Source organism: Aquisalimonas sp. 2447, from assembly GCF_012044895.1.
In the GTDB taxonomy this organism is placed as follows: domain Bacteria; phylum Pseudomonadota; class Gammaproteobacteria; order Nitrococcales; family Aquisalimonadaceae; genus Aquisalimonas.
Window position 1 is genome coordinate 1,572,165 of sequence record NZ_CP050695.1, and the last position, 24,495, is coordinate 1,596,659.

The window sequence follows — 24,495 nt, forward strand, 5'->3', positions numbered from 1 at the left end:
CGCCTAAGGTTGCCCCCTGGCCCATGACTATCGGGAATGTCACAGTAATGCCCAACGGAGTACCCGTCGCACAGGAAGGTTCGGCCCTTGATCCACACCCTGTTCAGTAACCGTCTGGAGGACCTGGCGGATTCCCTGGCTGTGCTTCTGGCAGTGCCCACGGGGCACCCGTTGGCCACCCAGCATGTCATGGTGCAGCACCCCGGCATGGGGCACTGGCTGAACATGCGCCTGGCCGAGCATCCGCAGCACCGCGTAGCCATGAACGTGGACTACCCGCTGCCGGTGGCGCAGATGTGGTCGCTGATCCGGGGTGTGCTCGGCGACCAGCGCGTGCCGGAGCACTCCCCCTACGAGCGGGAGGTGGTTGCCTGGCGGCTGTACGACCTGCTGGCCAGTGACAAGGTGACCGGGGATAACGCCTTCACCGAACCCAACCGCTACTGGCAGCAGCAGGCGCAGCGCCAGCAGGCCCTACGTCGGTTCGAACTGGCCGAGGAAGTGGCCGATCTGTTCGAGCAGTATCTAATGTACCGCCCGGACTGGATTCAGCGCTGGGACCGCGGTGAGGAAACCCACTGGCAAGCCCGGCTGTGGCGGTTGCTCACCGCCGATGCCCCGGATCACCCGGTGCGGCTGCTACGCGATGCCGAGCAGGGGCTGGACCGGCCGCAGGGTGTTCTGCCAGATGTCCTGTTCGTCTTCGGCATCAACAGCGTGGCGCCGCTGTGGCTGGATTTCATGCGCGCCCTGTCCGACCGCGCCAGTGTGGATTTCTACGTCTTCTGCCTGAACCCCACCAATGAATACGCCGGCGACTTGACCACCGAGAAGCGTGCCGCCCGTCTGCGCGCCCGCTGGCTGGACGCCCACGACCCGGAGGCTCTGGCCCTGGACGTGGGCAATCCGCTCATCGGCAGTCTCGGCCAGCAGGGTCAGATGTTCATTCGCCAGCTGACGGCGCGGTCGGACCACGAGACCCAGCTGTACCGTCACCCGCTGGGCGAGAACGGCGCGGGCGGTTTGCTGCACCGGCTGCAGGCCGACCTGCTGGAACTCGTGGACGGCCGCGATGGCGGGGGGCATGCGGGCGCTGACGACAGAGTCGAGATTGTCAGTGCCCACAGTGCTTTGCGGGAAGTGCAGGGTCTCCACGACTGGCTGTTGCACCAGTTCAACGACGACCCCACGCTCACGCCCAAGGACGTGCTGGTGATGTGCCCCAACGTGGAGGACTACGCTCCCTTCGTCGAGGCGGTGTTTGCACGGCGCTTTGACGACCTGGCCGAGACGGTGCCGCCACTGCCAAGCTCCATCGCCGACCGCACCCTGCGCGATGCCGACGCCACGGTGGCCACGTTCCTGGACATGCTCACGCTGCCCGATGCCCGCTTCCAGGTCAGTCAGGTCCTTGGCTGGCTACAGGTGGACGCAGTGCGCGAGCGCCTTGGCCTGAGTCACGACGATCTGGAACGGATTGCCGACTGGCTGGATGCCGCCGCGGTGCACTGGGGCCTGGACGCCGGGCACAAGAGCCAGTGGACCGGTGAGGGCGGCAGTGACCGTTTCACCTGGAGCCAGGGACTCGAACGGTTGCTGCTGGGCTTCGCCTGGGGGGATCAGGAAGCGGTCGTCGGTGATCGCCTCCTGCTGCCCCAGGTGGAAGGCGGGGACGCCGTGGTGCTGGGCAAGCTGATGGCGTTCATCCGCGAGCTTCGTGATCTCACCCGCGATCTGCGCAAGCCGCGCAGCGTGGGCGACTGGCAGGCATTCCTGGAAGAGCGGTTGCGCCAGGCGCTGTTCGCCGCCGGCCGGGACTTCGACCCGGCCCATGACGACCTGCGCGCCTGCATCCGCGAATTCGGTGAGAACGCCCGCCGTGCCGGTCTGCAGGGCAACCTGCCGCTGGAGGTGGTCCGGCGGGTGATCGAGAACGCCCTGGCGACCCCGGCGCGTACCGGGCGGCAGTTTCTCACCGGCCAGATCACCGTGTGTTCCATGGTGCCCATGCGCTCGATTCCCTTCCGGGTGATCGCGGTCCTCGGGCTCAACGATGGCGAGTTCCCGCGGCAACGCCCGCCGCTGGGTTTCGATCTCATGGCCGAAGACGGCCCCCGCGCCGGGGATCGCTCGCGGCGCGGCGACGACCGCTACCTGTTCCTGGAGGCACTGGTCTCCGCCCGGGACCGGCTCTACCTGAGCTACCAGGGCCGCGACGTGCGCACCAATACCGAGAAGCAGCCTTCCCTGGTGCTGGGTGAGCTCATGCACTATCTGGACGGATGCTCGGGGTGGTCCCGGGGGCACGTCCGGGAGCTGCCGCTGCAGCCTTTCAGCGAGGCCAATTTCAGCGGCGACTGGCCCGGGTTCGATGCGTACTGGCTGGCACTGGCGCGGCGGCGCGAGCCCAGGCAGAAGGTGGCAAGCCTTGAGGAACCGGAGTGGCCGGAGAGCGTGGCACTGGAGGACCTCGCCCGGGCGCTGGAAAACCCGGCGCGCCATTTCGCCCGCACCCGCCTGCAGCTCTACCTGGACGACGCCGGGGACGCGATGCCGGACGACGCCGAGCCCTTTGACCCGGACCATCTCGACCGCTACCGGCTCCAGCACGCCGTGATCGAGGGCGTCCTGTGCGGTGAGCCCCGGGCGGCGGAGCGGGCGCGCCAGCATTTCCACCTCTCCGGCGCGGCCCCGGAACACCCGCTGGTGGACGACCAGCTGGACGAGTGGCAGTCCCAGGCGGAGCTGTTCACCGGCTGCCTGCAGCGCGCCGGGGCAGCCGGGATGACGCGACAGGCCGTGAGCGTGACCGAGGCCGGCCTCACCCTGGAAGCGGAACTGCCCGTGACCAGTAACGGTGATCTCCTGTTCTGGCGCCTGGCCAGCCCGCGCGGCCGGGACTGGTTGCGCCTGTGGCTGTACCACCTGGTGGCCAATGCCCGGCAACCAGCCGCCACCCAGGGGTGTTTCCGGGGGAAGCAGACCGAACAGGTTCGCCACATCGCGTTCGCGCCGCTGGAGCCGGCGCAAGCCCGGGATCACCTGGGCACCTGGGTCCGCTTCTGGGCGGCGAGCCGGTGCGAGCCCTCGCCGTGCCATGCGGATCTGGGCGTGACCATGGTGGCGGACGATTACAGACCCTCCCAGTTCGCCGGCCTGTGGAACGACGAATACCAGGGGCGGGGCGTCGGTCGGGATGCGTACATGGCCTGGTTCTGGCCGCATCCGCCGGAGCAGGGCGCACTGCTGGATGCGCTGCAGCCGCTGTACGGCCCCATGCTGCAGCAGGCCGAGATCGAGGACGCTCCCCTGGAGGTGGCCGATGACTGACCTCCAGCCAAAGCCCCTGGATGCCGCCGCGCTGCCGCTGCGGGACCGCCACCTGATCGAGGCCAGCGCCGGCACGGGCAAGACGTTCAACATCACCCGCATCTACCTGCGGCTGCTGCTGGAGCGCGAACTGCCTGTGGAGCGCATTCTGGTGATGACGTTCACCCGCGCGGCCACCGCGGAGCTGAAGGGACGTCTCGGGCGGGAGATGCAGACCGCCCACGACCAGTGGGGATCATTCCAGGACCCGTTCTACCGGCAGCTGCAGGAGACCGTCCCCGCCGAACGTGCCCGGGCCCTGCTGCAACAGGCCCTGCTGTGGCTGGATGAAGCGGCCATCTACACCATCCACGGCTTCTGCCGGCGGGCACTGACCCAGCAGGCCTTCGCCAGCCGCATCAGCTTCCGCGCTGACCTGGAGTCCGATACCAGCGAACTGCTTACCGAGGCCCTGCAGGACTGGTACCGCATCCAGGCCCGTTTGTCGTCGTTCCGGGAGCTCTACGCCTACTACCCCACACCCGAGCACTTCGCCGCCGCTTGGGGCAGGGAGGTGACCGGCGGTGATGGCATTCCCGAGCCGGAGCCGGTGGATCCTGCACCGGCCTGGGAGGCCTTCCGCCGCGCCTGGCCAGAGGAGTCGGCGGCGTTTCATCGCACCCATGTCGGCAATCGCAGAAAACCGGAAATCCGGGCCGACTGGGAAGCGCGCTTCGAGGAATTGCAGGCCCTGAGCCAGCAGCCCTGGCCGGGAGAGGTGCCGGAGATCTTCGACGGCCCCTTCATTAACACGGTACTGGACGAAAAAAAGAAGGACGCCACGCCGGTCCTCGCCGAACTGGCCGTGACCCTGCAGGGCCTGGACCGCTACCGCCGGGCCTGGTGGGCGTGGCAGGGCATTACCTACGCCCGGGGACACCTGGCAAGCAGCAAGGACCGGCTGGATCAGCTGGACTTCAACGACCTGATCCGCATCCTCCGCGAGCGCCTGCAGGACACCGCCGCAGGGGACGCCTTGGCGGGCAAGCTGCTGGAGCAGTTCCCTGCGGCCCTGGTGGATGAATTCCAGGACACCGACCCGGACCAGTACGCCATCCTGCGTGCCATCTACCAGCGCCAGGGCGCCGGCGATGCCTTCCTGTGCATGATCGGCGACCCCAAGCAGGCCATCTACGGCTTCCGGGGCGGCGACGTGTTCGCCTATCTCAAGGCGCGCGCGGACGCCAGCCACTACTGGGTCATGGACACCAACTATCGCTCCGCCGCCGAGGTGATCCAGGGCTACAACCGGCTGTTCCACGGCCGGCCCCTGGACGACGTCGACGGTGGCGACGTGTTCGGTTTCGGCATCCGCTACGCGCCGGTGGCGGTGGGCCGCCCGAACCTCCCCGGCCTCAACGATCCGGCCGGGCGGTCCGGGTTCCAGTGGTGCCTGCTGGGCGCCGAACCGGACGGGAACGGCAAGGTGACGCCATTCAACAAGGCCGCCCAGCACCGGCTTGCGGACTGGAGTGCCCGGGAGATCGGCCGCCTGCTGGCCGAGGCGCAGGTGCGCGAGCACGAGGACGCGGCCGAGCGCCCGGTGCGCCCCGGCGACGTGGCCATCCTGGTGCGCGACCGCCACGAAGCCGAGGTCATGCAGCAGGCACTACGCGCCCACGGCCTGAACGCCGTCTACCTCAGCGCCCGGGACAACGTGCTGGCGAGTCCGGAGGCAGAGACGCTTTACACGGCTCTGGGCGGCATTCTTGACCTGGAGGATGACCGCGCCCTGGTGGCGGCGTTGGCCACGCCCTGGTTCGGCTACGACACCCTGGCACTGCATCGGCTGCAACAGGATGAACACGCCTGGGCGCGGGCCCTGGATGCCGTCCACGATCTGCGGCATCGGTGGCAGCAGCAGGGCTTCATGAGCATGGCCCTGCGACTGCTCCAGCGCCACGCCCATCCCGACCCGGACCGCCATGAGCGGCTGCTGACCAACAGCATCCATCTGCTTGAGCTGTTGCAGGAGGCCGGTCAGCAGCACCGTCAGCCCCGGGCCCTGTTGCACTGGTTCCGGCAGGCCCGGGAGGAGGCCGGCAATGGCAGCGGCGGCGAAGCGGCGCAGCTGCGCCTGGAGAACGACGCCAATCTGGTGCAGGTGATCACCCTGCACGGCGCCAAGGGGCTGGAGTACCCGGTGGTGTTTCTGCCCTTCGTGAGCTTCGGCAAGTCCCCCCGCGGCGAGCCCCTGCTGGTGCGCTACCACGACCGTTCCGATTTCAGCGTGCGCCAGGTCCTCAACCCGGACCAGCGCGAGCAGGCGTGGTACCTGGAAGAGCAGGCGGCGGAAGAGATCCGCCTGCTCTACGTGGGTGCCACCCGTGGCGAGCGCCGGGTGTACCTGGGGGCCGCCGAGTTCCGGAGCTTCACTGATTCGCCCCTGGCCCGCTGCACCGGCGCCGACAGCTTTGGCGCCCTGGCGGCAAAGGTGGAACAACATCGCGAGGAGGGGGCCGCCGGGGTGCTGGATATCGCCACGGATGTGCCGGATGCAGGCGGTGTGCCGGCGGGCGACAGCCCGACACCCCCGCGTGCGGCCACCTTCACCGGCCGCATCGAGCGGGACTGGTGGCTCAGTTCCTTCTCGGCCCTGACCCGCAATGTCCGCCATGGTGGACTGGCCACGCCTGACCGCGATCACGACGATGACATCGGCGAGGCCGTGGCCGCCGAGGGGCCGTCCCTTCGATTCACCCTGGAGCGGGGCGCCGAGGCGGGCAACCTGCTTCACGACATCCTGGAATGGCTGGATTTCCAGGCGCCCGACTTTGATGCGGCGCTGAACCGGGCGGCGGATCGCCACCCGGCACTCACGGCGCCCCGGGAACAACGGCTGCCGGCCCTGCGCCGATGGCTCGAAGAAGTGATCGCCACGCCGCTGCCCGGCGGCGCGACCCTGGGCCATCTTCCCTGGACCGAGACCCTGCGGGAGAGCGCTTTCTACTTCCCCATGAATGGCGGTCGCGCCCGCGGCCGCCTGGGCCAGATTCTGGCCCGGCACCGCGGGCGTGACGATCTGGTGCTGCCGGAGCCGGCCACGCTCAAGGGCATGCTCCACGGCTACATCGACCTGGTGTACCACTGGCAGGGCCGGTACTACGTGGTGGACTACAAGTCCACCTACCTGGGGCGGCGGTTCGAGGACTATTGCGATCCCCAGCTCACCGAGAACGTGCAGCACAGTTACTACGATCTGCAGTACCTGCTCTACGGGCTGGCCCTGCACCGCTACCTGCGCGCACGACTGACGGACTACGACCCCCAGCGCCACCTGGGCGGGGTGCAGTACCTGTATCTGCGCGGCATGGCGCCGGAAGCACCCGGCGGCGTCTACCACCGGCCCGCGGACGTGCTCGCCATCCAGGCTCTGGATCGCCTGTTCGCCGGCGAGGAGGCGACGGCATGACGGCGACGCCGAACAGCCTGGCCATCGACACCCACCTGGCGGACGCCCTCTGCGACTGGCTTGACTGCCGCGAGGAGTGGCTCTGGTACAGCATCGCCGCCCTGAGCCGCGCGCTGCGGGACGGGCACAGCTGTCTCAGTCTGGCCCACTGGGCCGGTGACACCCCGTGGGCCGTGGAGGGGGATCAGGGCTTCCGCCTGCCCGGGCAGGAGGAGTGGCAGGCGCAACTGGCGGAGCTGCCCATCAGCCCGGAGGATGACGCGCCGCTGGTGTTCGAGTATGGGCGCCTCTATCTGCGGCGCTACTGGCAGTTCGAGACCGAGCTGGCCGATGGCATCCGCCAACGTCTGCAGCCAGTGACGCCCATGGCAACCACTGAAACTGCGGAGGTGCTGACACGCCTGTTCCCGGCTTCGCAGGATGGCAACGAGACCGACTGGCAGGCGGTGGCAGCGGCCAACGCCCTGTTCCAGCAGCTGGCGGTCATCGCCGGGGGGCCCGGCACCGGCAAGACGTATACCGTCACGCGACTGCTGGCCCTGCTGGCCACCACCACGGTCCCGGATGCCGGCGAGCCCCTGCGCATCCGCATGGCCGCACCCACCGGCAAGGCGGCCCAGCGCCTGGGCGAAGCCGTGCGCCAGGCGCGGAGTGATCTGGCCGGAGTCGTCGATGCCGAAACCCTGGCGCTGATCCCCGACGAGGCCATGACGCTCCATCGTCTGCTGGGAGTGATTCCGGGGTCCATCCAGTTCCGCCACGGACGCGACAATCCCCTGCGGCTGGACGTGCTGCTGGTGGATGAGGTGTCCATGATCGACCTGCCGCTGATGACGCGGCTGTTCCGGGCGCTGCCCGACCACGCCCGGGTGATCTGCCTCGGCGATGCCGACCAGTTGCCGTCCGTGGCGGCCGGCTCCGTGCTCTCGGATCTGGCCCCGCGGCCGCACCCGGGGTATTCGGTGTCGCGGCAGCAGGCCCTGGCGGCACTGGGGCTGAACGTTCCCGCCGCGGAGGATGATGCCGATGCAGCGGACTATCTGAGCTACCTCTACGTCAGCCGCCGTTTCAGCGGCAGCGGCGGTATCGGTCGCCTGGCCGCGCAGGTGATGGCCGGAGACGGGGAAGGGAGCCTGGAAACCCTGCAGGGGGAAGCCGCCGACGTGCACTGGGTGTCCGGCGATGCGGTGTCCGAGAGCATCCAGCGCTGGACCACGCAGTGGTATGCCGCCATCGCTGCGGCACCGAGCAGGGCGGCCGCCTTCGAGGCGCTGGCGCAGTTCCGGCTGCTGTGCCCCACGCGGGTCGGGCCGCTGGGTTCCGTGGCGCTAAACGAGCAGATCCTGCGTCGCCTCAACCCGGCCGGGCACGCGTTCTTCCGGGGCCAGCCCATCATGGTGACCCGCAACCATTACGGTGTGGGGCTGTTCAACGGCGATGTCGGACTGCTCTGGCCGGACGAGGACAACGGCGATGATCGCCTCTTCGCCTGGTTCCCGGAAGCCGGGGGTGACCGGCCCATTGCGCCGGGCCGGCTACCCCCCTGCGAGACCGTCTACGCCATGACCATCCACAAGACCCAGGGCTCGGAGTTCGAGCGCGTCGCCCTGGTGCTCCCGGACCAGGCCCAGGCGGCGGTCAGCCGTGAACTCCTCTACACCGGCCTGACCCGGGCCCGTCGGCAGGTCATCGTCGCCGGTGACGCAGCTACCTGGCGCAAGGGCGTTGCCCGCCCCGCGGAGCGCCACTCCGGCCTGGCCGCACGGATCTTCGAGTCACCACCCAAAGGATCCGTTCCCCTGTAGGGCGGAGCCGTAGGGCGGACCTTCAGGTCCGCCGATTTGGCTTCCATTGAGCCGCCTTGGCTTGTATGTCTTGCACGGCGGACCTGAAGGTCCGCCCTACGGTCGCCTACGGTTGCCATGGATGCCATGACCGGGTGGGGGAGGGACCTTGCGGTTACAAGGCCCCTCGGGCTCACCCGTAATTCGCCACCGTCGCGTTGTTCTCGCGGATGGCGCGATGGAAATCACCCAGTGTCCCGAGCCGGGTGTTGGCGTGCAGATCACCCTCCGCGATCCGGCGCACCTTCACGCACGGGGTGCACACGACCACGTCCACCTGCGGATCGGCCGCCAGCTCGTCAAAGATCGGCCCCAGCGGCGGCGGGCCGAAGGCGACGATATCCTGGGCGGTGTCACCGTTGGCCAGCAGCACGGCATCATGCAGCAGCATCAGCGTCACGCTGTCCCCCTGTTCCCGGGCCGCCCTGGCGTGGAGAAAGGGCAGGGTGGCCCGGGTGGTATCCGTCGGTCCCCAGGTGGTGGCAATAGCAATGTGCATGGTCCTTTTCTCCTCTCGGAAAGGGGTGGTTGTCACCATCATAAGCAGGTGACGCTCGCAGCGGCGTGCGGTAAGCGTAGCCAACGTAGTAAACGTAGGGTGAACCTTCAGGTCCACCATCCAATGGCATGCAGGCCACGGTGGCTTATCAAGGCCGGAAAGGTGGACCTGAAGGTCCACCCTACGGGTGACGCGGCCGGCCGAGGATGAGCGGCCCGGCAAATCCACCCCGTAGGAGATTGCGCATCAACGCTGTTGGTGCGCTGTCGCGCAGCAAACATGGTGCAAGATAGGCGGGCGCACGGAGAGCAGAGGCCAGACGCCGCACTGGTGTGCATGCACCCGCGTAGGAGAGTGGCCCGCACGGCATCGGCGTGGAGTCGTTGAAGGCACGGCACTGGCCGTGACCTCGTATGAGAGAGTGAGCCCTACCGCCGCCGTGTCTCCCCGTACGCCCTTGTGATCATCATGTGAGGAACGGACATGGCAGGCAAGAGGCAGAAGCGGCGGTTGGAGGTGGTGCATCCGGATTGTGCCGGTATCGATGTCGGGGGTCACGAGCATTGGGTGGCGGTGGATCCCGGGCGTTGCGAGGTCTCGGTGCGGTGTTTCAGCGGTTTCACCGACGATCTGCAGGCGCTGGCCGACTGGCTGGAGTCGCTGGGGATCACCCAGGTGGCGATGGAGGCGACGGGGGTGTACTGGATTGCGCCCTTTGAGGTGCTTGATGCACGGGGCTTTGAGGTTCTGCTGGTCAACTCCCGGGCCACGCGGCAGGTCTCGGGGCGCAAGTCCGATGTGCTCGACTGTCAGTGGATCTGGCAGTTGATGAGCCACGGTTTGTTGAGCGGTGCCTTTCGCCCGGGTGATGCGGTGTGCACGCTGCGTGCGTTCGTGCGCCAGCGCAGTCGCCGGATCCAGGCCCAGTCGTGGTGTCTGAACCACATGCACAAGGCGCTGGCGCAGATGAACGTGCATCTGGGCCATGTCGTCAGCGACCTCAAGGGCAAGACGGCGATGCGCATCCTGCGGGCGATTGTCGCCGGTGAGCGGGATCCGTGGCAGCTCGCCACGCTACGCGATCGGCGGCTGCGCGCCGACGAGGCGACGGTCGCGCGCAGCCTGCATGGCAACTGGCGCGTCGAGCATCTCTTTGCCCTCGAGCAGGCACTGGCGCACTTTGATTTTCTCGAGCAGCAGATCGGCGCCTGTGATCGGGCGATCCTCTCGGCACTCGAGGCACTGCCCGTGCGTGCCTGTGCCCCGACTGAACTCGCCACCCCCTCGCGCAGCGCCCACCGCAGCGCGGCCGAGCAGCGCCGGCTCCAACAGGCACTCCTCCAGGTCATGGGGGTCGATCTCAGCGCCATCCCATCGCTGGGTGTCGACACCGTGCTGGTGATCGCCGGAGAAATCGGCCCCGACCTCTCGCGCTTTCCCTCCCAGGCGCACTTCTGCTCCTGGCTCGGGCTCGCGCCACCGACCCGGATCTCGGGTGGCAAAGCCCTCAGCGGGCCGGGGACGAAGGTCAACAACATCGCCGCCCAGGCACTCCGCCAAGCCGCCTCGAACGCGCGATCGAGTCGCAGCTTCATCGGCGCCGCCCATCGCGCAAGACTGACACGCATGGACACCGCCAAAGCGATCAAGGCCACCGCTCACCAGCTCGCCCGGCTGATCTACGCCATGCTCACCCGTGGCCAGCCCTACGTCGAGAAAGGCATCGAGGCCTTCGAGGCCACACGCCATGATCGCCAACTGCGGGCACTCCAGCGCAAGGCCCGCAAACTCGGCCTCGATCTGGTGCCAGCAGCATGACTCAATATGAAACCGCCCCTGTCAAAACAACGACCTGGCAGATGTTTGATGAGAGCGGCGCAAGCCGCGACACGCGGACGCGATCACACCACGGAACTTCTCCCTGTCACGACGCCTTCGACGAAAGCCGCGGTTGCTGGTCGTCCCCCGCCAGATCATCAATGATGGGGCAGTCCGGGCGGTGATCCCCGTGGCAGTGTGAGGCCAGGTGCTCCAGGGTGCGCTTCATGTCCTCGAGTTCATTGATCTGCTGCTGTAGTTCGTCGATGTGCTCCTGCGCCACACGCTTCACTTCGGCACTGGAACGGTGCTGGTCCCGCCACAGGCGCACGAGTTGTTCGATCCTGGTCATCGAGAACCCGAGATCCCGGGCACGCTTGATGAAGCGCAGCATGTGCACTTCGCTGTCGCTGTAGACGCGATAGCCGTTGTCGCTACGGTGCGTCGGCCCCACTAGCCCGACGCTTTCGTAGTAGCGGATCATCTTGGCGTTGATGCCCGAGGCGCGGGCCGCTTCACCGATATTCATGGTCAACTCCTGCTGTCCTGCGCCCCATGCTACACCGCATGTGAAGCTTCCCCCGAGGGGGCGCTTTCATCGCTACCCGCGGCACTCTTCATGGGCGGGCGGAAGCGCTTCAGCCGCAGCGCGTTGGAGAGCACGCAGACGCTGGAGGCCGCCATGGCGAAGGCCGCGAACATGGGCGAGAGCAGAATGCCGAAGGCGGGGTAGAGGATGCCCGCCGCCACCGGGATCAGGCTGGTGTTGTAGGCGAAGGCCCAGAACAGGTTCTGCTTGATGTTGCGGATGGTCGCCCGGGACAGGGCGATGGCATTGGGTACGTTGCGCAGATCACCCGACATCAGCACCACCTCGGCGGACTCGATGGCGATGTCCGTGCCGGTGCCGATGGCGATGCCCACTTCGGCCTGGGCCAGGGCCGGGGCATCGTTGATGCCGTCGCCCACGAACGCGACGCGGGCGCCATCGGCCTGCAGTTCCTTGACGGCGTCCACTTTGCCGGCGGGCAAGACCTCGGCCACCACGTGGTCGATGCCGAGCCTCCGGGCGATGGCCTCCGCCGTGCGGCGGTTGTCCCCGGTGATCATCACCACTCGCAGGCCTTCGGCGTGCAGGGCCTGGATCGCGGCCGGCGTGGTGTCCTTGACGGGGTCGGCCACGGCAACGATGGCGGCGAGCCGGCCGTCGACGGCCGCGTACAGCGGGGTCTTGCCCTCGTCGGCCAGCCGCTCGCCGATGTCGCGGAACACCTCGGGTGCCAGCCCGAGTTCGGTCATGAAGCGTGCTGAGCCCACCTGTACACGGCGGCCGCCCACCTGCGCGGTGATGCCGCGGCCGGGCTCGGCATCGAAGGTGTCCGGCTCCTGCAGCGTGGCGCCGGCAGCCCGGGCGGCGTCCACCAGCGCTTCGCCGATGGGGTGTTCCGAGCGGCGTTCCGCCGCGCCGATCAGACCCAGCAGTTCGGTGCGATCAAACCCGGCGGCCGTCTCCAGATCCGTCAGCTCCGGGCGGCCACGGGTGAGCGTGCCGGTCTTGTCCAGGGCGATCATGTCGGCATTGCGCAGGGTCTGCAGTGCCTCGCCCCGCCGGAACAGCACGCCCATCTCCGCCGCCTTGCCGGTGCCCACCATGATGGAGGTCGGCGTCGCCAGGCCCATGGCGCAGGGGCAGGCGATGATCAGCACCGCCACGGCATTGACCAGGGCAAAGGTCAGTGCCGGTGCCGGCCCGGCCAGCAGCCAGATGCCGAAGGTCAGCGCCGCCACCACCATGACCACCGGCACGAAGTAGGCGGTGAAGCGGTCCACCAGCGCCTGAATGGGCAGCTTGGAGCCCTGGGCCTGTTCCACCATGCGCACGATCTGCGCCAGCAGCGTGTCGGCGCCCACCTTGGTGGCGCGGAAGGTGAAACTGCCGGTGCGGTTGATGGTGCCGCCGATGACCTCGCTGCCGGTCTCCTTCTGTGCCGGAATCGGTTCCCCGGTGACCATGGATTCGTCGATCCAGGAACTGCCGTCGACGATCTGGCCGTCCACCGGGATCTTCTCGCCGGGGCGCACGACCACCACGTCGCCGACGACGACTTCGTCGATGCCGATTTCCACCGGTTCGCCGTCACGCTGCACCCGGGCCGTTCTCGCCTGCAGGCTCAGCAACCGCTGGATCGCTTCCCCGGTGCGGCCCTTGGCGATGGCCTCCAGGTAACGGCCGAACACGATCAGCGTGATGATCACCGCTGATGCCTCGAAGTAGACGTGCACCGTGCCGGCAGGTAGCACCTGCGGCAGGAAGGTGGCCACCACGGAGTAGCCCCAGGCGGCGCTGGTGCCCAGCATGACCAGGGAGTTCATGTCCGGGGCGCCGTGGGTGAGGGCCGGCCAGCCCTTGCGGTAGAACTGCAGCCCGGGCCCGAACTGGACCACCGTGGCCAGCAGGAAGAACAGGTAGTAGAGGTTCTGCTGCCCGAGCGTGTATTGCAGGAACGCGTGCATGGGCGGAATCACCATCGCGCCCATGTCCAGGATGAACAGCGGCACGGTGAACAGCGCCGCGATCCCCAGCGAGCGTTTCAGGCGGTTCGCCTCGTCGCCATGGCGGCTGCCCGATTCGCTGGCGTGGGTGCCGGCGTCATCGACACGGCTGGCGGGATAGCGCTCGCCCAGCGCGGCAATCAGCTCCTGCGCGGACACGGCCCCGGCCAGCACCGTCACGGTGGCCTTGCCGGTGGCCAGGTTCACGGTGGCGTCCTCGACCCCCGGCACGCCCCGGAGTTTGCCCTCGACGCTGCTGACACAGCCGCCGCAGGTCATGCCGCCGACGGCCAGTTCCACCGTCTCGGTCCGGGGTTCGTAGCCGGCGCCGCGAATGGCCGCGACCACCTCGCCCAGGTGGTCCGCTCCGGGTTCCAGGGTGATGCGCGCCTGTTCGGTGGCCAGGTTCACCTGCGCCTCGCGCACCCCGTCCACCGCCAGCAGGGCACGCTCCACCCGCCCGACGCAGGAGGCGCAGTTCATGCCGTCGATGCCGATGAACCGGGTGGCCTCGCCGCCGCCCGGAGCGTCGGCAAGGCCGTTGCCCGCATGCTCTGGTGTCGGTGCAGTGTTCATGTTCATGGTCTCGGACGCCGTAATCGCAAGAATGACGAAAGGTTAAACCTTCCAATGATTGGAAGGTCAACGGATTCCTCAGTGTCAACGACACCCGGAGGCACCCGGTCGGTGACAAGGTCCGGCGCAGGCGTGGTCACAGGGTGGTTCGGGGAAGTTCATAACAGCGTCATTGACGACGCTTTTCTGCCATCGCCATGATTGGAGCTGCATCTCTTTTCCACCATAAGCACAGCGGGGCGGTCCCCGGAAGGAGGAGCACTCATGCGTCGAATCCCGTTCGCTGGCAAGTGGGCCGTGGCCGTGGCAACGGTCGCACCCTTCGTCGTCCCGGTCGGGGCCGCCCAGGCCGACGACGAGACCATCACCTGGCGCGTCCAGTCGCACTGGCCCAGCGCCAGCACCTCCTACGAGGCCAGCCTGGTCAAGCTGCGCGACGAGCTGTACGAGCGCACCGACGGACGCCTGGAGCTGGAGCTCTACGAGGCCGGTCAGCTGTTCGGCACCGACGAAATCTGGTCCGCCGTGGAGCGGGGCGTGGTCGAGATGGGCACCGGCTCGCCGTTCTTCTGGCGCGACCGCCTCAGCCTCGCCGGTGTCGCCTCCGGGCTGCCGTTCTCCTTCGAGGAGATCTGGGAGGCCGTGTACTTCTACGAGCACATGGGCTTCCGAGAGATGATCCAGGAGGAGGCGGCCGAGTACGGCGTGTTCTACCACCCCGAGAAGCTGCTCACCCAGGACATCGTCGTCTCCGAGCCCATTGAATCCCTGGAGGATTTCCAGGGCATGCGGATCTCCACTGCGGGCTTCGGCGCGACCATGCTCTCGGAGGCCGGTGCAGCCGCCCAGTGGGTGGACGGCGAGGAACTCTACCAGGCCCTGTCCACGGGCGTTGTCGACGGCGGCCACTGGGGTGCCTTTCAGGGCGCCGACAGCATGAGTCTCTACGAGGTGGCCCCCTACCACGTGCAGCCGTCGTTCAGTGTCAGCGACGACACGTGGATCATCAACCAGGAGGCAATGGAGGCGCTGCCGGAGGAGGTCTACGACGAACTCCGCGCCACGCTGCAGAAGCACTTCTGGGAGCGGACCAACGAGTACATCTACGAAGAGCAGATGACCAGGGAGGCGGTGACCACGGAGCAGGGCGTGGAGATCAACCATCTGCCCGACGAGGTGCACGACCACCTGGTGGAGACCTCCGAGAGCCTCTGGGATGACATCGCCGCCGAGAGTGACGAAGCCGAAGAGGCCGTGGCCATGCTCCGCGGGTTCCTGGAAAATATGGGACGACTCGACTGATCGCGCCCGGGTCCCAACTGTAGACAGCGATGGGAACACTGACGAGGCCGGGCATGCGCCGGCCTCGTCAGTCCATCGCCGGGCGCGCTGTCCGCGGAACCGGTCAGCGTACGACCAGTACGGAAATGTCGGTGTGGGAGGCCAGGAATCCGGCGTTCGATGCGAACACGTAATCGCGGAACCCCGGTACGTGTGACGCCATCACTACCAGGTCTGCCCCGATTTCGTGAATGTACCGATCCAGGCAGCGATCGAGTTCGGTCGCCGGATCGGGCGTGACGATGGTGTGAGCATTGAACTCGACGCCGCGGCTGGTGCTCTGCTCGGCGGCGAAGTCGGAAAGCTTCTGCTTGAACTCTTCCGCATTGTGGGACACTTCACCGGGTGCCGGCGCCGTGACGCCAACCAGGTGCAGTGAGGCGTCGTAGTGCTTTGCCAGATCGGCCGCAGTGGCCAGCGCTTTCTCGACTCTGTCCGTGTGCGCAAGCGCAACCGGAACGACAATCTTGTGATACATGACGTGTCTCCCCTCTTGGTCCGTGTTCGCGTACTCTCCCAGTTCGGGTCAACCAGGGTATTGATTCACGTCAACGGCCGGGTGGACGATCTGTCGCGCCCGCGGATGCGCCGCGTTCCGCGGCAGGGGCTGAGCCGCAATGAATGTCGATGCGTCACTGTTGCCCACGGCGCTGCTGTGGGGGCTGTGGCCGGTCTTCGTACTGGTCATGCTGCCCACGATCCTCCGCGCACCGTGGACGCTGCTTCTGAACAACGGGCTGCAACCGCAATTTGTCGGTGCCTGCGGGCTCGTGGCCCTGGCCTGGACCATGAGCGCCGGCGTGCAACCGGGCCTGGAATTCCATCTGCTGGGCACCACCGTGCTGACGTTGCTGTTCGGGCGCATGCTGGCCATGGCCGGCGCCAGCGGCGCGCTAGTCGTGCTGTCGGTGCTGGGGTTCTACGACTGGCAGGCGCTGCCGGTCAACGGCCTGCTGCTGGCCGTCCTGCCCGTGCTGACCGCGCACTTGATCGGTTACTACGTCTACCGCTGGTTGCCGCACCACTTGTTCATCTACGTCTTCGTGGTTGCCTTCTTCGGCGCCATGATTGCCATGGCCGTGGTGCTGGTGGCCTCGTCCGCGCTCTACGCCGCCGTCGGTGCGTATCCGCCCGGTCTCATCTGGCGCGACTACCTCATGGTCATGCCGCTGCTCATGTTTCCGGAAGGGTTCGTCACCGGGATGCTCATGACCATGTGCGTGGTGTTCCGCCCGGAATGGGTGCGCACATTTGATGATCGGGATTACCTGGTCGGAAAGTAGAGCACTGACAATATGCCCTATAATGTCAGTGCATGCCGTGGGATGTATGCAGCGCGTGCCAGAGCGGGGTGGCCAGCGTCCATATCCCGAAGGCGAGAATGAGTGAGCCACCGGCGCGCCGGAGCTTGAACATGTGCTTGCGCAACAGGTTGCCGGCAACTGTGACTCCGGCCATCGCGGGGAGCGTCCCCAGCCCGAAGGCGATCATCACCGACGCGCCGCTCAGTGTTGAACCGGACACCGCCGCCGTAAGCAGCATGGTGTACACCAGGCCACAAGGCAACCATCCCCACAGGCCGCCCACCGCGAACGCCTGGATCTGATTGCGTGGCGGCAGCAGGCGCCGGGCCAGCGGTGAGATATGCCGCCACAGGCCTGCGCCCAGCGCCTCGATGCGCCGCAGGCCGGACCAGTTCACCAGCAGATACAGTCCGATACCAACCATCACCAGGCCGGTGACAACACGGAGCAGGCCCAGCCAGACCTGGCTGTCCAGGCCACTGCCTGCAACGGCCCCAAGAAACCCCACGACTGCACCGAACAGGGCGTAGCTGGTGATCCGCCCGGTGTTGTAGGCCATGGCGTAGGACGCCGCGGTGAGCGCGGAACCCTTCGGCGCCGAACTGCCAAGCGCGCCGGCGATACCGCCGCACATGCCCAGACAGTGGGTGCTGCCGACGAATCCGATCAGTAACGCGGCCACCAGCGTCAGTTCAGAGTCCATGCGATCTGCTCCTGGGGCCCCGGTAACCGCGACGGCCCTGCGATCGGCCAAAAAAAAGGGTCAGGCCGATTGGCCTAACCCTTCCATTCTGGCTCCCCGGGACGGGCTCGAACCGCCGACCCAGTGATTAACAGTCACTTGCTCTACCAACTGAGCTACCGGGGATCTGTTCAGGGCCGCTATTCTACAGAACGGCGGCCGGCCGTCAACCGGCCGGAAACCGCCTCATCCCAGCGCCTTCGCCAGCCGCTCCATCGCCTTCTCCAGGTTCTCCATGCTGGTGGCGAAGGAGATCCGGGCGTAGCCGTCGAGGCCGAAGGCGGAGCCCGGGACCAGGGCCACGTTGGCCTCGTTGATCAGGTGCTCGGCCAGCTCCATGTCGTTCTTCAGGCCGAGGTTCTTGATGGCACCCTGCACCCGGGGGAAGGTGTAGAAGGTGCCGTCGCCCTCGATGGCCTCGATGCCCTTGATGTCGTTCAGGGCCTTGACCACGAAGTCGTGGCGCTCCTTGAAGGCCTTGAGCATGGGCGCGATGCAGCCCTGGTCACCCGTGAGCGCCGCCACCGAGGCGGCCTGGGCGATGGAGCACGGGTTGGAGGTGCTCTGGGACTGGATCTTCTTCATGGCGCCGATGACGTCCGCCGGGCCGGCGGCGTAGCCGATGCGCCAGCCGGTCATGGAGTAGCCCTTGGAGACGCCGTTGATGACGATGGTCCGATCCTTCAGGGACGGACAGGCGTTGACGATGTTGGTGAACGGCTCGTCCGCCCAGAGGATGTGCTCGTAGATGTCGTCGGTGAGCACCAGGGCCCGCGGGTAGTCCTCGAGCACCTTGCCCAGCGCCTCCAGCTCGGCGCGGGTATAGGCGACGCCGGTGGGGTTGGACGGGCTGTTCAGGATCACCAGCCGGGTCTTGCTGGTGAGCGTGGCTTCCAGCTGCTCCGGGGTGATCTTGAACCGCTGTTCCTTGGTGGCTTCGATCTCCCGCGGCACGGCATCCGCCAGCAGGGCCATGTCCGGGTAGGAGACCCAGTAGGGGATCGGGATCACCACCTCGTCATCCGGGTTCAGCACAGCCTGCATCACGTTGTAGATGCTGTGCTTGGCGCCGGCGGAGACGAGGATCTGATTGCCCTCGTAGTCCAGCCCGTTCTCCCTGGAGAACTTCTGTTGCACCGCCTGCTTGAGCTCGGGGGTGCCATCAACGGGCGTATACTTGGTCTTGCCGGCGCGAATCGCCTCGATGGCGGCCTCTTTGATATGCTCCGGCGTGTCGAAATCAGGCTCCCCGGCACCCAGGCCGATAATGTCGTGGCCGGCTGCGCGCATTTCCGCGGCGCGGGCCGTCACGGCGAGGGTAGGTGAGGGTTTGACGCGCTGAACCCGGTTCGCGAGGGAGTTGTCCAATGAAGCCTCCGAGTGATTCTGGGACATTGTCCGGAGCATGACCGCGCAAGTCGTGATCAATCCGGCAGAGTGGTTTTCAGCCGCCAATCATAGTCGAAATCACCCATCACCTGAAGGCAACTCCCTTGTTCCAACCAGGCAAGAGTCCGCGTTATCCATGAATAAGCCCTTCCGCATGCACTCCCAGTACGAGCCGGCGGGCGACCAGCCGCAGGCCATCAGCGAACTCGTGGAGGGGATCAACGACGGGCTCTATCACCAGACCCTGCTGGGCGTCACCGGCTCCGGCAAGACCTTCACCATGGCCAACATGATCCAGGATCTGCAGCGCCCCGCCCTGGTGATGGCGCCGAACAAGACCCTGGCGGCCCAGCTCTACGGCGAGATGCGGGAGTTCTTCCCGGAGAATGCGGTTGAGTATTTCGTCTCCTACTACGACTACTACCAGCCGGAAGCCTACGTGCCGTCGTCGGACACCTTCATCGAGAAGGATGCCTCGGTGAACGACCACATCGAGCAGATGCGGCTGTCCGCCACCAAGGCCATCATCGAGCGGCGGGACACCATCATCGTCGCCTCGGTGTCCTGCATTTACGGCCTGGGCGACCCGCAGTCGTACCTGAGCATGGTGCTGCACCTGGTGCGCGGTGACGTGGTGGACCAGCGCCAGATCATGCGGCGCCTGGCGGAGCTCCAGTACACCCGCAACGACACCGAACTGCGGCGCGGCACCTACCGGGTGCGCGGCGAGGTCATCGACGTCTTCCCGGCGGAGTCGGAGTCCGAGGCGGTCCGCGTGGAACTCTTCGACGACGAAGTGGAGCAGCTCAGCTGGTTCGATCCGCTCACTGGCGATGTGCTGCGCAAGGCGTCGCGGATGACCGTTTACCCGAAGACCCACTACGTCACGCCGCGCAAGACGATTGTCGATGCCATCGAGGAGATCAAAGAGGAGCTGCGCGAGAGGCTGGAGGAGCTGCGCGCCAACGACAAGCTGCTGGAGGCCCAGCGCCTGGAGCAGCGCACCCGCTTTGATCTGGAGATGATGCAGGAGTTGGGCTACTGCAACGGGATCGAGAACTACTCCCGCTATCTCTCGGGGCGCCAGGCCGGTGAGCCGCCACCGACGTTGTTCGACTATCTGCCGTCGGATGCGCTGCTGTTCATCGACGAGTCCCACGTGACCATCCCGCAGATCGGCGGCATGTACCGGGGCGACCGAGCGCGCAAGCAGACCCTGGTGGAATACGGCTTCCGTCTGCCTTCGGCCCTGGACAACCGCCCGCTGCGGTTTGACGAGTGGGAGCGGCTGGCGCCGCAGATGGTGTTCGTCTCCGCCACGCCGGGGCCGTACGAGGAGCAGCACTCCGGCAAGGTGGTGGACCAGGTGGTGCGGCCCACCGGCCTGGTGGATCCGCAGATCGACGTGCGCCCGGCCACCACCCAGGTGGACGACCTGCTGGGCGAGGTGAGCGAACGGGCGGCCCGCGGCGAACGCACCCTGGTGACCACCCTGACCAAGCGTATGGCCGAGGATCTCACCGAGTACCTCACCGAGAACGGCAACAAGGTCCGCTACCTGCACTCGGACATCGACACCGTCGAGCGCATGGAGATCATCCGCGACCTGCGCCTGGGTACCTTCGACGTGCTGGTGGGCATCAACCTGCTGCGCGAGGGGCTGGATATCCCGGAGGTGACCCTGGTGGCCATCCTGGATGCGGACAAGGAGGGGTTCCTGCGTTCCGGGCGTTCACTGATCCAGACCATCGGCCGCGCCGCCCGCAACGTGGACGGTACCGCCGTGCTCTACGCCGACAAGGTCACCGACTCCATGCGCGCTGCCATCGACGAGACCGAGCGCCGGCGCGAGAAGCAGATCGCCCACAACGAGGCCCACGGCATTACCCCGCAGACCATCCGCAAGGCGGTGGCGGACATCATGGAGAGTGGTGGCGCCGGCGTGCCCGGCCGCTCGGAACAGGCAGCGAAGGTGGCGGAAGAGGCCGCCCAGTATGCGGATCTTACCCCGGCCCAGGCGGTCAAGCGCATCAAGGAGTTGGAGCAGCAGATGTACGCCCACGCCCGCAATCTGGAGTTCGAGGACGCCGGGCGGGTGCGCGACGAGATCCGCCGGCTGGAGGCCTACGCCCTGGAGCGTCCGGATGTGAAAGCGGGCTCGGCATGAGTCGAGCCCGCGGTCTCAACCCACTATTCAGTAAGCTCCTTCCCGAACCGGATGTAATCATCCAGCGTGTCCGGATTGGCGCAGGCGTCCCGGCTCACGGCCTTCTCTTCGGGATACCCCAGTAGCAGTTTCTTCACCGGCACTTCCATCTTCTTGCCGCTCAGGGTCCGCGGAATGCCGTCCACGGCGATGATGGCGTCCGGCACGTGGCGGGGCGAGAGATCCCTGCGGACCTTGTTCCGGATCTCCTTGTCCAGCGTCTCGTCCAGTTCCGTACCCTCGCTCAGCACGACGAACAGCGGCATGTAGAGCTGGCCGCCGCCGCGTTCCACGTTCACCACCAGGCTGTCCTGGATGGCATCCAGGTCCTCCACCACCCGGTAGAGCTCGGCGGTGCCCATGCGTACGCCGTAGCGGTTCAGGGTGGAGTCGGAGCGGCCGTAGATGATGCAGCTGCCGCGGGAGGTGATCTTGATGAAATCCCCGTGGCGCCAGACACCCGGGAACATGTCGAAGTAGCTCTCCCGGTAGCGGCTGCCATCGTCATCGCCCCAGAAGAACAGCGGCATGGAAGGCATGGGACGGGTGATGACCATCTCGCCGACTTCGTCGACAAGCGGGTTCCCGTGATCGTCCCAGGCTTCAACGCTGGCGCCCAGGAGACGCGCCTGGATCTCGCCGGCGTGGACCGGCAGCGTCGGCACGCCGCCAACGAAGCCCGCGCACACGTCCGTGCCGCCGCTGCTGGAGGCAAGATGCACGTCCGGGTTCACCTGCTCGTATACCCACTGGAAACCCTCCGGCGGCAGGGGCGAGCCCGTGGCGCCGATGCCCTTGATATGGCCGAGATCGTAGTGCTTGCCCGGCGTACGGCCGGCCTTCATGCAGGAGGTGAGGAACGCCGCGCTGATACCCATCTGGTTTATGCGCGCCTCCTCACACAGCCGCCAAAGGCGGTCCATGTCCGGGTAGCCGGGGTTGCCGTCATAGAGCACCAGGGTGCCGCCGTTGAGCAGCATGCCCGTGAGCGCGTTCCACATCATCCAGCCGGTGGTGGTGAACCAGAAGCAACGGTCGCCGGCGGCGACATCACTGTGCAGATGGCCGGCCAGGGTGTGCTGCACGGTGATGCCGCCGTGGCCATGGACGATGGCCTTGGGCATACCGGTGGTGCCCGACGAGTAGAGCACCCACAGGGGGTGATCGAAGGGCACTGGCTCGAAATGCAGCGCGGCGCCCTGGCCGCGGCCGAGGAACGCATCCCAGGTCTCGGGACGCCGCAGGCGGCCGGCATCGGCGTGGCCGTCCAGATAGGGCAGGAGCACCGTGTGTTCCACCGTCGGCAGTTTGTCCTGGAGGTGGCGAACCACCTCCATGCGGTCGAAGGCCTTGCCGTTGTAGCGGTAGCCGTCCACCGCCAGCAGCACCTTCGGCTCGATCTGGGAGAAGCGGTCCACCACGCTGGGTGTGCCGAAATCCGGCGAGCAGGAGGACCAGATCGCGCCGAGGCTGGCCGTGGCCAGTGCCGCGACAATGGTCTCCGGGATGTTGGGCATGTAGGCCACCACGCGATCACCCCGGCCCACGCCGAGTTGCCGCAGGGCTTCCGTGGCCGCGGCCACCTGCTCCTGCAGTTCGCTCCAGGTGACGGTGCCGAGTTCCTCCCGCACCTCGGAGCAGTGCAGCAGAGCGGGTTTGTCACCGTCGGCGTGGCGCAGCGCGTGTTCCGCCCAATTGAGCTGGCTGCCGGTGAACCATTGTGCGCCCGGCATCTCCCGAGTGGTGAGGACCTGTTGATAGGGCGTGGCCTTGAATTCGAAGTACTCCCAGGCGGCGGCCCAGAAGTCCTCCAGATGCTCCGTGGACCAGCGCCACAGCGCGTGGTAGTCCGGCAGGTCCAGGTCGCGTGTTTCTTCCAGCCAGCGCCGGAACCGCGTGATGTTCGCGTTCTCGATGCGCTGGTTGCCCGGCTCCCAGAGCAGGGTGCCTTCTTCGATCATGATGTCTCCTCGCTAAGGTGCGCCGGTGGCGCGTGTTGTTCTTGATGGCGGACCTGAAGGTCCGCCCTACGCTGTCGGTGGCTTCTTCAGGCACCGTGGGCTGTTACGGCTTGCATGGCGGACCTGAAGGTCCGCCCTACGCCTGGACTACATCGTGATGTCCGGCGAATGCGTAGGGTGGATCTTCAGATCCACCATTGCCCGACATGCGGTCTGCACCCACGTTCACTCCACCAACAGATCCCGGTCCACGTCCGAAAAGTTCGCCTTGCCGGCCAGCGCCATGGTCAGGTCCGTGTCCGCCAGCACCCGCTGGATCACTTCGCGCACGCCGTCCTCGCCGTCCAGCGCCAGGCCCCAGATGTAGGGGCGCCCGAGCAGCACGGCGTCGGCGCCCAGCGCCTTGGCCTTGAGCACGTCGGCGCCGTTGCGGATGCCGCTGTCGAACAGCACCGGCACCCGGCCGTTCACCATGGTGGCCACGTCGGGTAGCGCGTCCAGGGCGGCGATGCTGCCGTCCACCTGGCGGCCGCCGTGGTTGGAGACGATGATGCCGTCCACGCCGTGCTCCAGCGCCAGGCGGGCGTCGTCCGGGTGCACAATGCCCTTCACCAGAATGGGCAGGTTCGTGGCCTGGCGCAGGGTGGCCAGGTCCTTCCAGGTCTTCGAGGGGTCGGCGAACTGCTCCGCCCAGCGGCGCACCGAGGGCCACATGTCCTCCTCGGGCGGCCGTTCCAGCCCCTCCCGGAACCACGGGTCGGAGGTGTAGTTGGCCAGGCCCTGGCCGTTGAGAAAGGGCAGGAACGCGTTCTGGAGGTCCTGCGCCCGCCAGGCCATCATCTTGGTGTCCAGCGTGACGACGATGGCGTCGTAGCCGGCCTGTTCGGCGCGTTGCACCAGGCTCTCGGCGAGCTCCGGGCTACGCGGCCAGTAAAGCTGGAACCAGCGCGGCGAGCCACCCATGGTCTCGGCAACGCTCTCCATGCTGTGGGCGGAGACGGTGGACAGGATCATGGGCACGTTCAGGGACGCGGCGGCCTTCGCCACAGCCAGCTCCGCCTCCGGGCGAATGATGCTCTGCACGCCGATGGGTGCCAGCAGCAGGGGCGAGGGCAGGGTGCGGTCGAACAGGGTGATGGACAGATCCCGTTCGGAGACATCCGTGAGCATGCGCGGGTGAATCCGGTAGCGGTCGAACGCCGCCCGGTTGGCGTCCATGGTCACTTCCCCGGCGCCCCCGGCCACGTACCAGTAGGATTCCTTCGAGAGCACCTGCCCGGCGGCGTGTTCCAGGTCCTCCATGCGCATGGGCATGCGCGGCCGCGCACCCTTGAGCCCGGCCTGGTAGATCTTGAGCTGGTGATCGCCGTAATGCATGGATGTGTTCTCCTCCGCCGCGGGCGCGGCCTTGTTCGTTGGTGATGGTTGTCGTTGCCCGAACTCTCGCAGGGGAGTCCGTGGAATCACAGGGCTCCGCGGCC

15 protein-coding genes and 1 tRNA gene are annotated in these 24,495 nt (G+C 67.0%); 7 read left to right on the forward strand and 9 right to left on the reverse strand.

Annotated features, from left to right (window positions below):
- Positions 1–87: 87 nt before the first annotated feature.
- The 3 genes from recC to recD are packed head-to-tail and all read left to right on the forward strand — an operon-like array spanning position 88 to position 8,586.
- Positions 88–3,330: an exodeoxyribonuclease V subunit gamma gene (recC, locus tag KU884_RS07400; protein ID WP_167782055.1), complete on the forward strand. Its 3,243-nt coding sequence runs from the start codon at positions 88–90 to the stop codon at positions 3,328–3,330.
- Positions 3,323–6,781 carry a UvrD-helicase domain-containing protein gene (locus KU884_RS07405; protein WP_167782056.1) on the forward strand — a complete coding sequence of 1,153 codons (3,459 nt, stop codon included), beginning with the start codon at positions 3,323–3,325 and terminating at the stop codon, positions 6,779–6,781. Before recC ends, KU884_RS07405 begins: the two co-directional genes overlap by 8 nt.
- The gene (recD, locus tag KU884_RS07410) at positions 6,778–8,586 is read left to right on the forward strand and encodes an exodeoxyribonuclease V subunit alpha (RefSeq protein ID WP_167782057.1); all 1,809 of its coding nucleotides are present in this window, start codon (positions 6,778–6,780) and stop codon (positions 8,584–8,586) included. The genes KU884_RS07405 and recD overlap by 4 nt, the downstream gene beginning before the upstream one ends.
- 172 nt (positions 8,587–8,758) lie before the next feature.
- Here the strand turns inward: recD and KU884_RS07415 are convergent, their stop codons facing one another.
- On the reverse strand, positions 8,759–9,124 hold the full coding sequence (locus tag KU884_RS07415; protein ID WP_167782058.1) for a DsrE family protein: 366 nt from the start codon (positions 9,122–9,124) through the stop codon (positions 8,759–8,761).
- 483 nt (positions 9,125–9,607) lie between these two features.
- Here KU884_RS07415 and KU884_RS07420 point away from each other — a divergent pair, with 483 nt between their 5' ends.
- On the forward strand, positions 9,608–10,942 hold the full coding sequence (locus KU884_RS07420; RefSeq protein WP_167782059.1) for an IS110 family transposase: 1,335 nt from the start codon (positions 9,608–9,610) through the stop codon (positions 10,940–10,942).
- 106 nt (positions 10,943–11,048) lie between these two features.
- Here the strand turns inward: KU884_RS07420 and cueR are convergent, their stop codons facing one another.
- Complete coding sequence (gene cueR, locus KU884_RS07425; protein WP_167782060.1) at positions 11,049–11,471, reverse strand: Cu(I)-responsive transcriptional regulator; 423 nt, start codon at positions 11,469–11,471, stop codon at positions 11,049–11,051.
- 29 nt (positions 11,472–11,500) lie between these two features.
- Positions 11,501–13,978, reverse strand: coding sequence for a heavy metal translocating P-type ATPase (locus KU884_RS07430; protein ID WP_217351477.1), 2,478 nt, complete (start codon positions 13,976–13,978; stop codon positions 11,501–11,503).
- A 357-nt stretch (positions 13,979–14,335) separates the two neighbouring features.
- Here KU884_RS07430 and dctP point away from each other — a divergent pair, with 357 nt between their 5' ends.
- Positions 14,336–15,373, forward strand: a complete 1,038-nt coding sequence (dctP, locus tag KU884_RS07435) for a TRAP transporter substrate-binding protein DctP (protein ID WP_167782061.1) — start codon at positions 14,336–14,338, stop codon at positions 15,371–15,373.
- A gap of 103 nt (positions 15,374–15,476) precedes the next feature.
- On the opposite strand, the gene KU884_RS07440 is transcribed toward dctP, so the two are convergent.
- On the reverse strand, positions 15,477–15,890 hold the full coding sequence (locus KU884_RS07440) for a universal stress protein (protein ID WP_167782062.1): 414 nt from the start codon (positions 15,888–15,890) through the stop codon (positions 15,477–15,479).
- A gap of 139 nt (positions 15,891–16,029) precedes the next feature.
- Between KU884_RS07440 and KU884_RS07445 the strand changes: the two genes are divergently transcribed.
- Positions 16,030–16,695, forward strand: coding sequence for an energy-coupling factor ABC transporter permease (locus KU884_RS07445; RefSeq protein WP_167782063.1), 666 nt, complete (start codon positions 16,030–16,032; stop codon positions 16,693–16,695).
- Between the two features lie 25 nt (positions 16,696–16,720).
- Here the strand turns inward: KU884_RS07445 and KU884_RS07450 are convergent, their stop codons facing one another.
- The 3 genes from KU884_RS07450 to KU884_RS07460 all read right to left on the reverse strand — a co-directional run bounded on the left by KU884_RS07450 (position 16,721) and on the right by KU884_RS07460 (position 18,826).
- Positions 16,721–17,419, reverse strand: coding sequence for a sulfite exporter TauE/SafE family protein (locus tag KU884_RS07450; protein ID WP_167782064.1), 699 nt, complete (start codon positions 17,417–17,419; stop codon positions 16,721–16,723).
- 89 nt (positions 17,420–17,508) lie between these two features.
- Positions 17,509–17,584 (reverse strand) — tRNA-Asn (locus KU884_RS07455).
- Positions 17,585–17,644: 60 nt separating this feature from the next.
- Positions 17,645–18,826, reverse strand: a complete 1,182-nt coding sequence (locus tag KU884_RS07460) for a pyridoxal phosphate-dependent aminotransferase (protein WP_167782065.1) — start codon at positions 18,824–18,826, stop codon at positions 17,645–17,647.
- A gap of 157 nt (positions 18,827–18,983) precedes the next feature.
- On the opposite strand from KU884_RS07460, the gene uvrB reads away from it, so the two are divergent.
- Complete coding sequence (gene uvrB, locus KU884_RS07465) at positions 18,984–21,014, forward strand: excinuclease ABC subunit UvrB (protein WP_167782066.1); 2,031 nt, start codon at positions 18,984–18,986, stop codon at positions 21,012–21,014.
- Between the two features lie 23 nt (positions 21,015–21,037).
- On the opposite strand, the gene KU884_RS07470 is transcribed toward uvrB, so the two are convergent.
- Entirely contained in the window at positions 21,038–23,014 is a 1,977-nt protein-coding gene (locus KU884_RS07470) for an acetoacetate--CoA ligase (protein ID WP_167782067.1), read from the reverse strand.
- A 225-nt stretch (positions 23,015–23,239) separates the two neighbouring features.
- A complete protein-coding gene (locus KU884_RS07475; RefSeq protein WP_167782068.1) occupies positions 23,240–24,391 on the reverse strand; it encodes an alpha-hydroxy-acid oxidizing protein in 1,152 nt (383 codons plus the stop codon).
- Positions 24,392–24,495 lie beyond the last annotated feature (104 nt).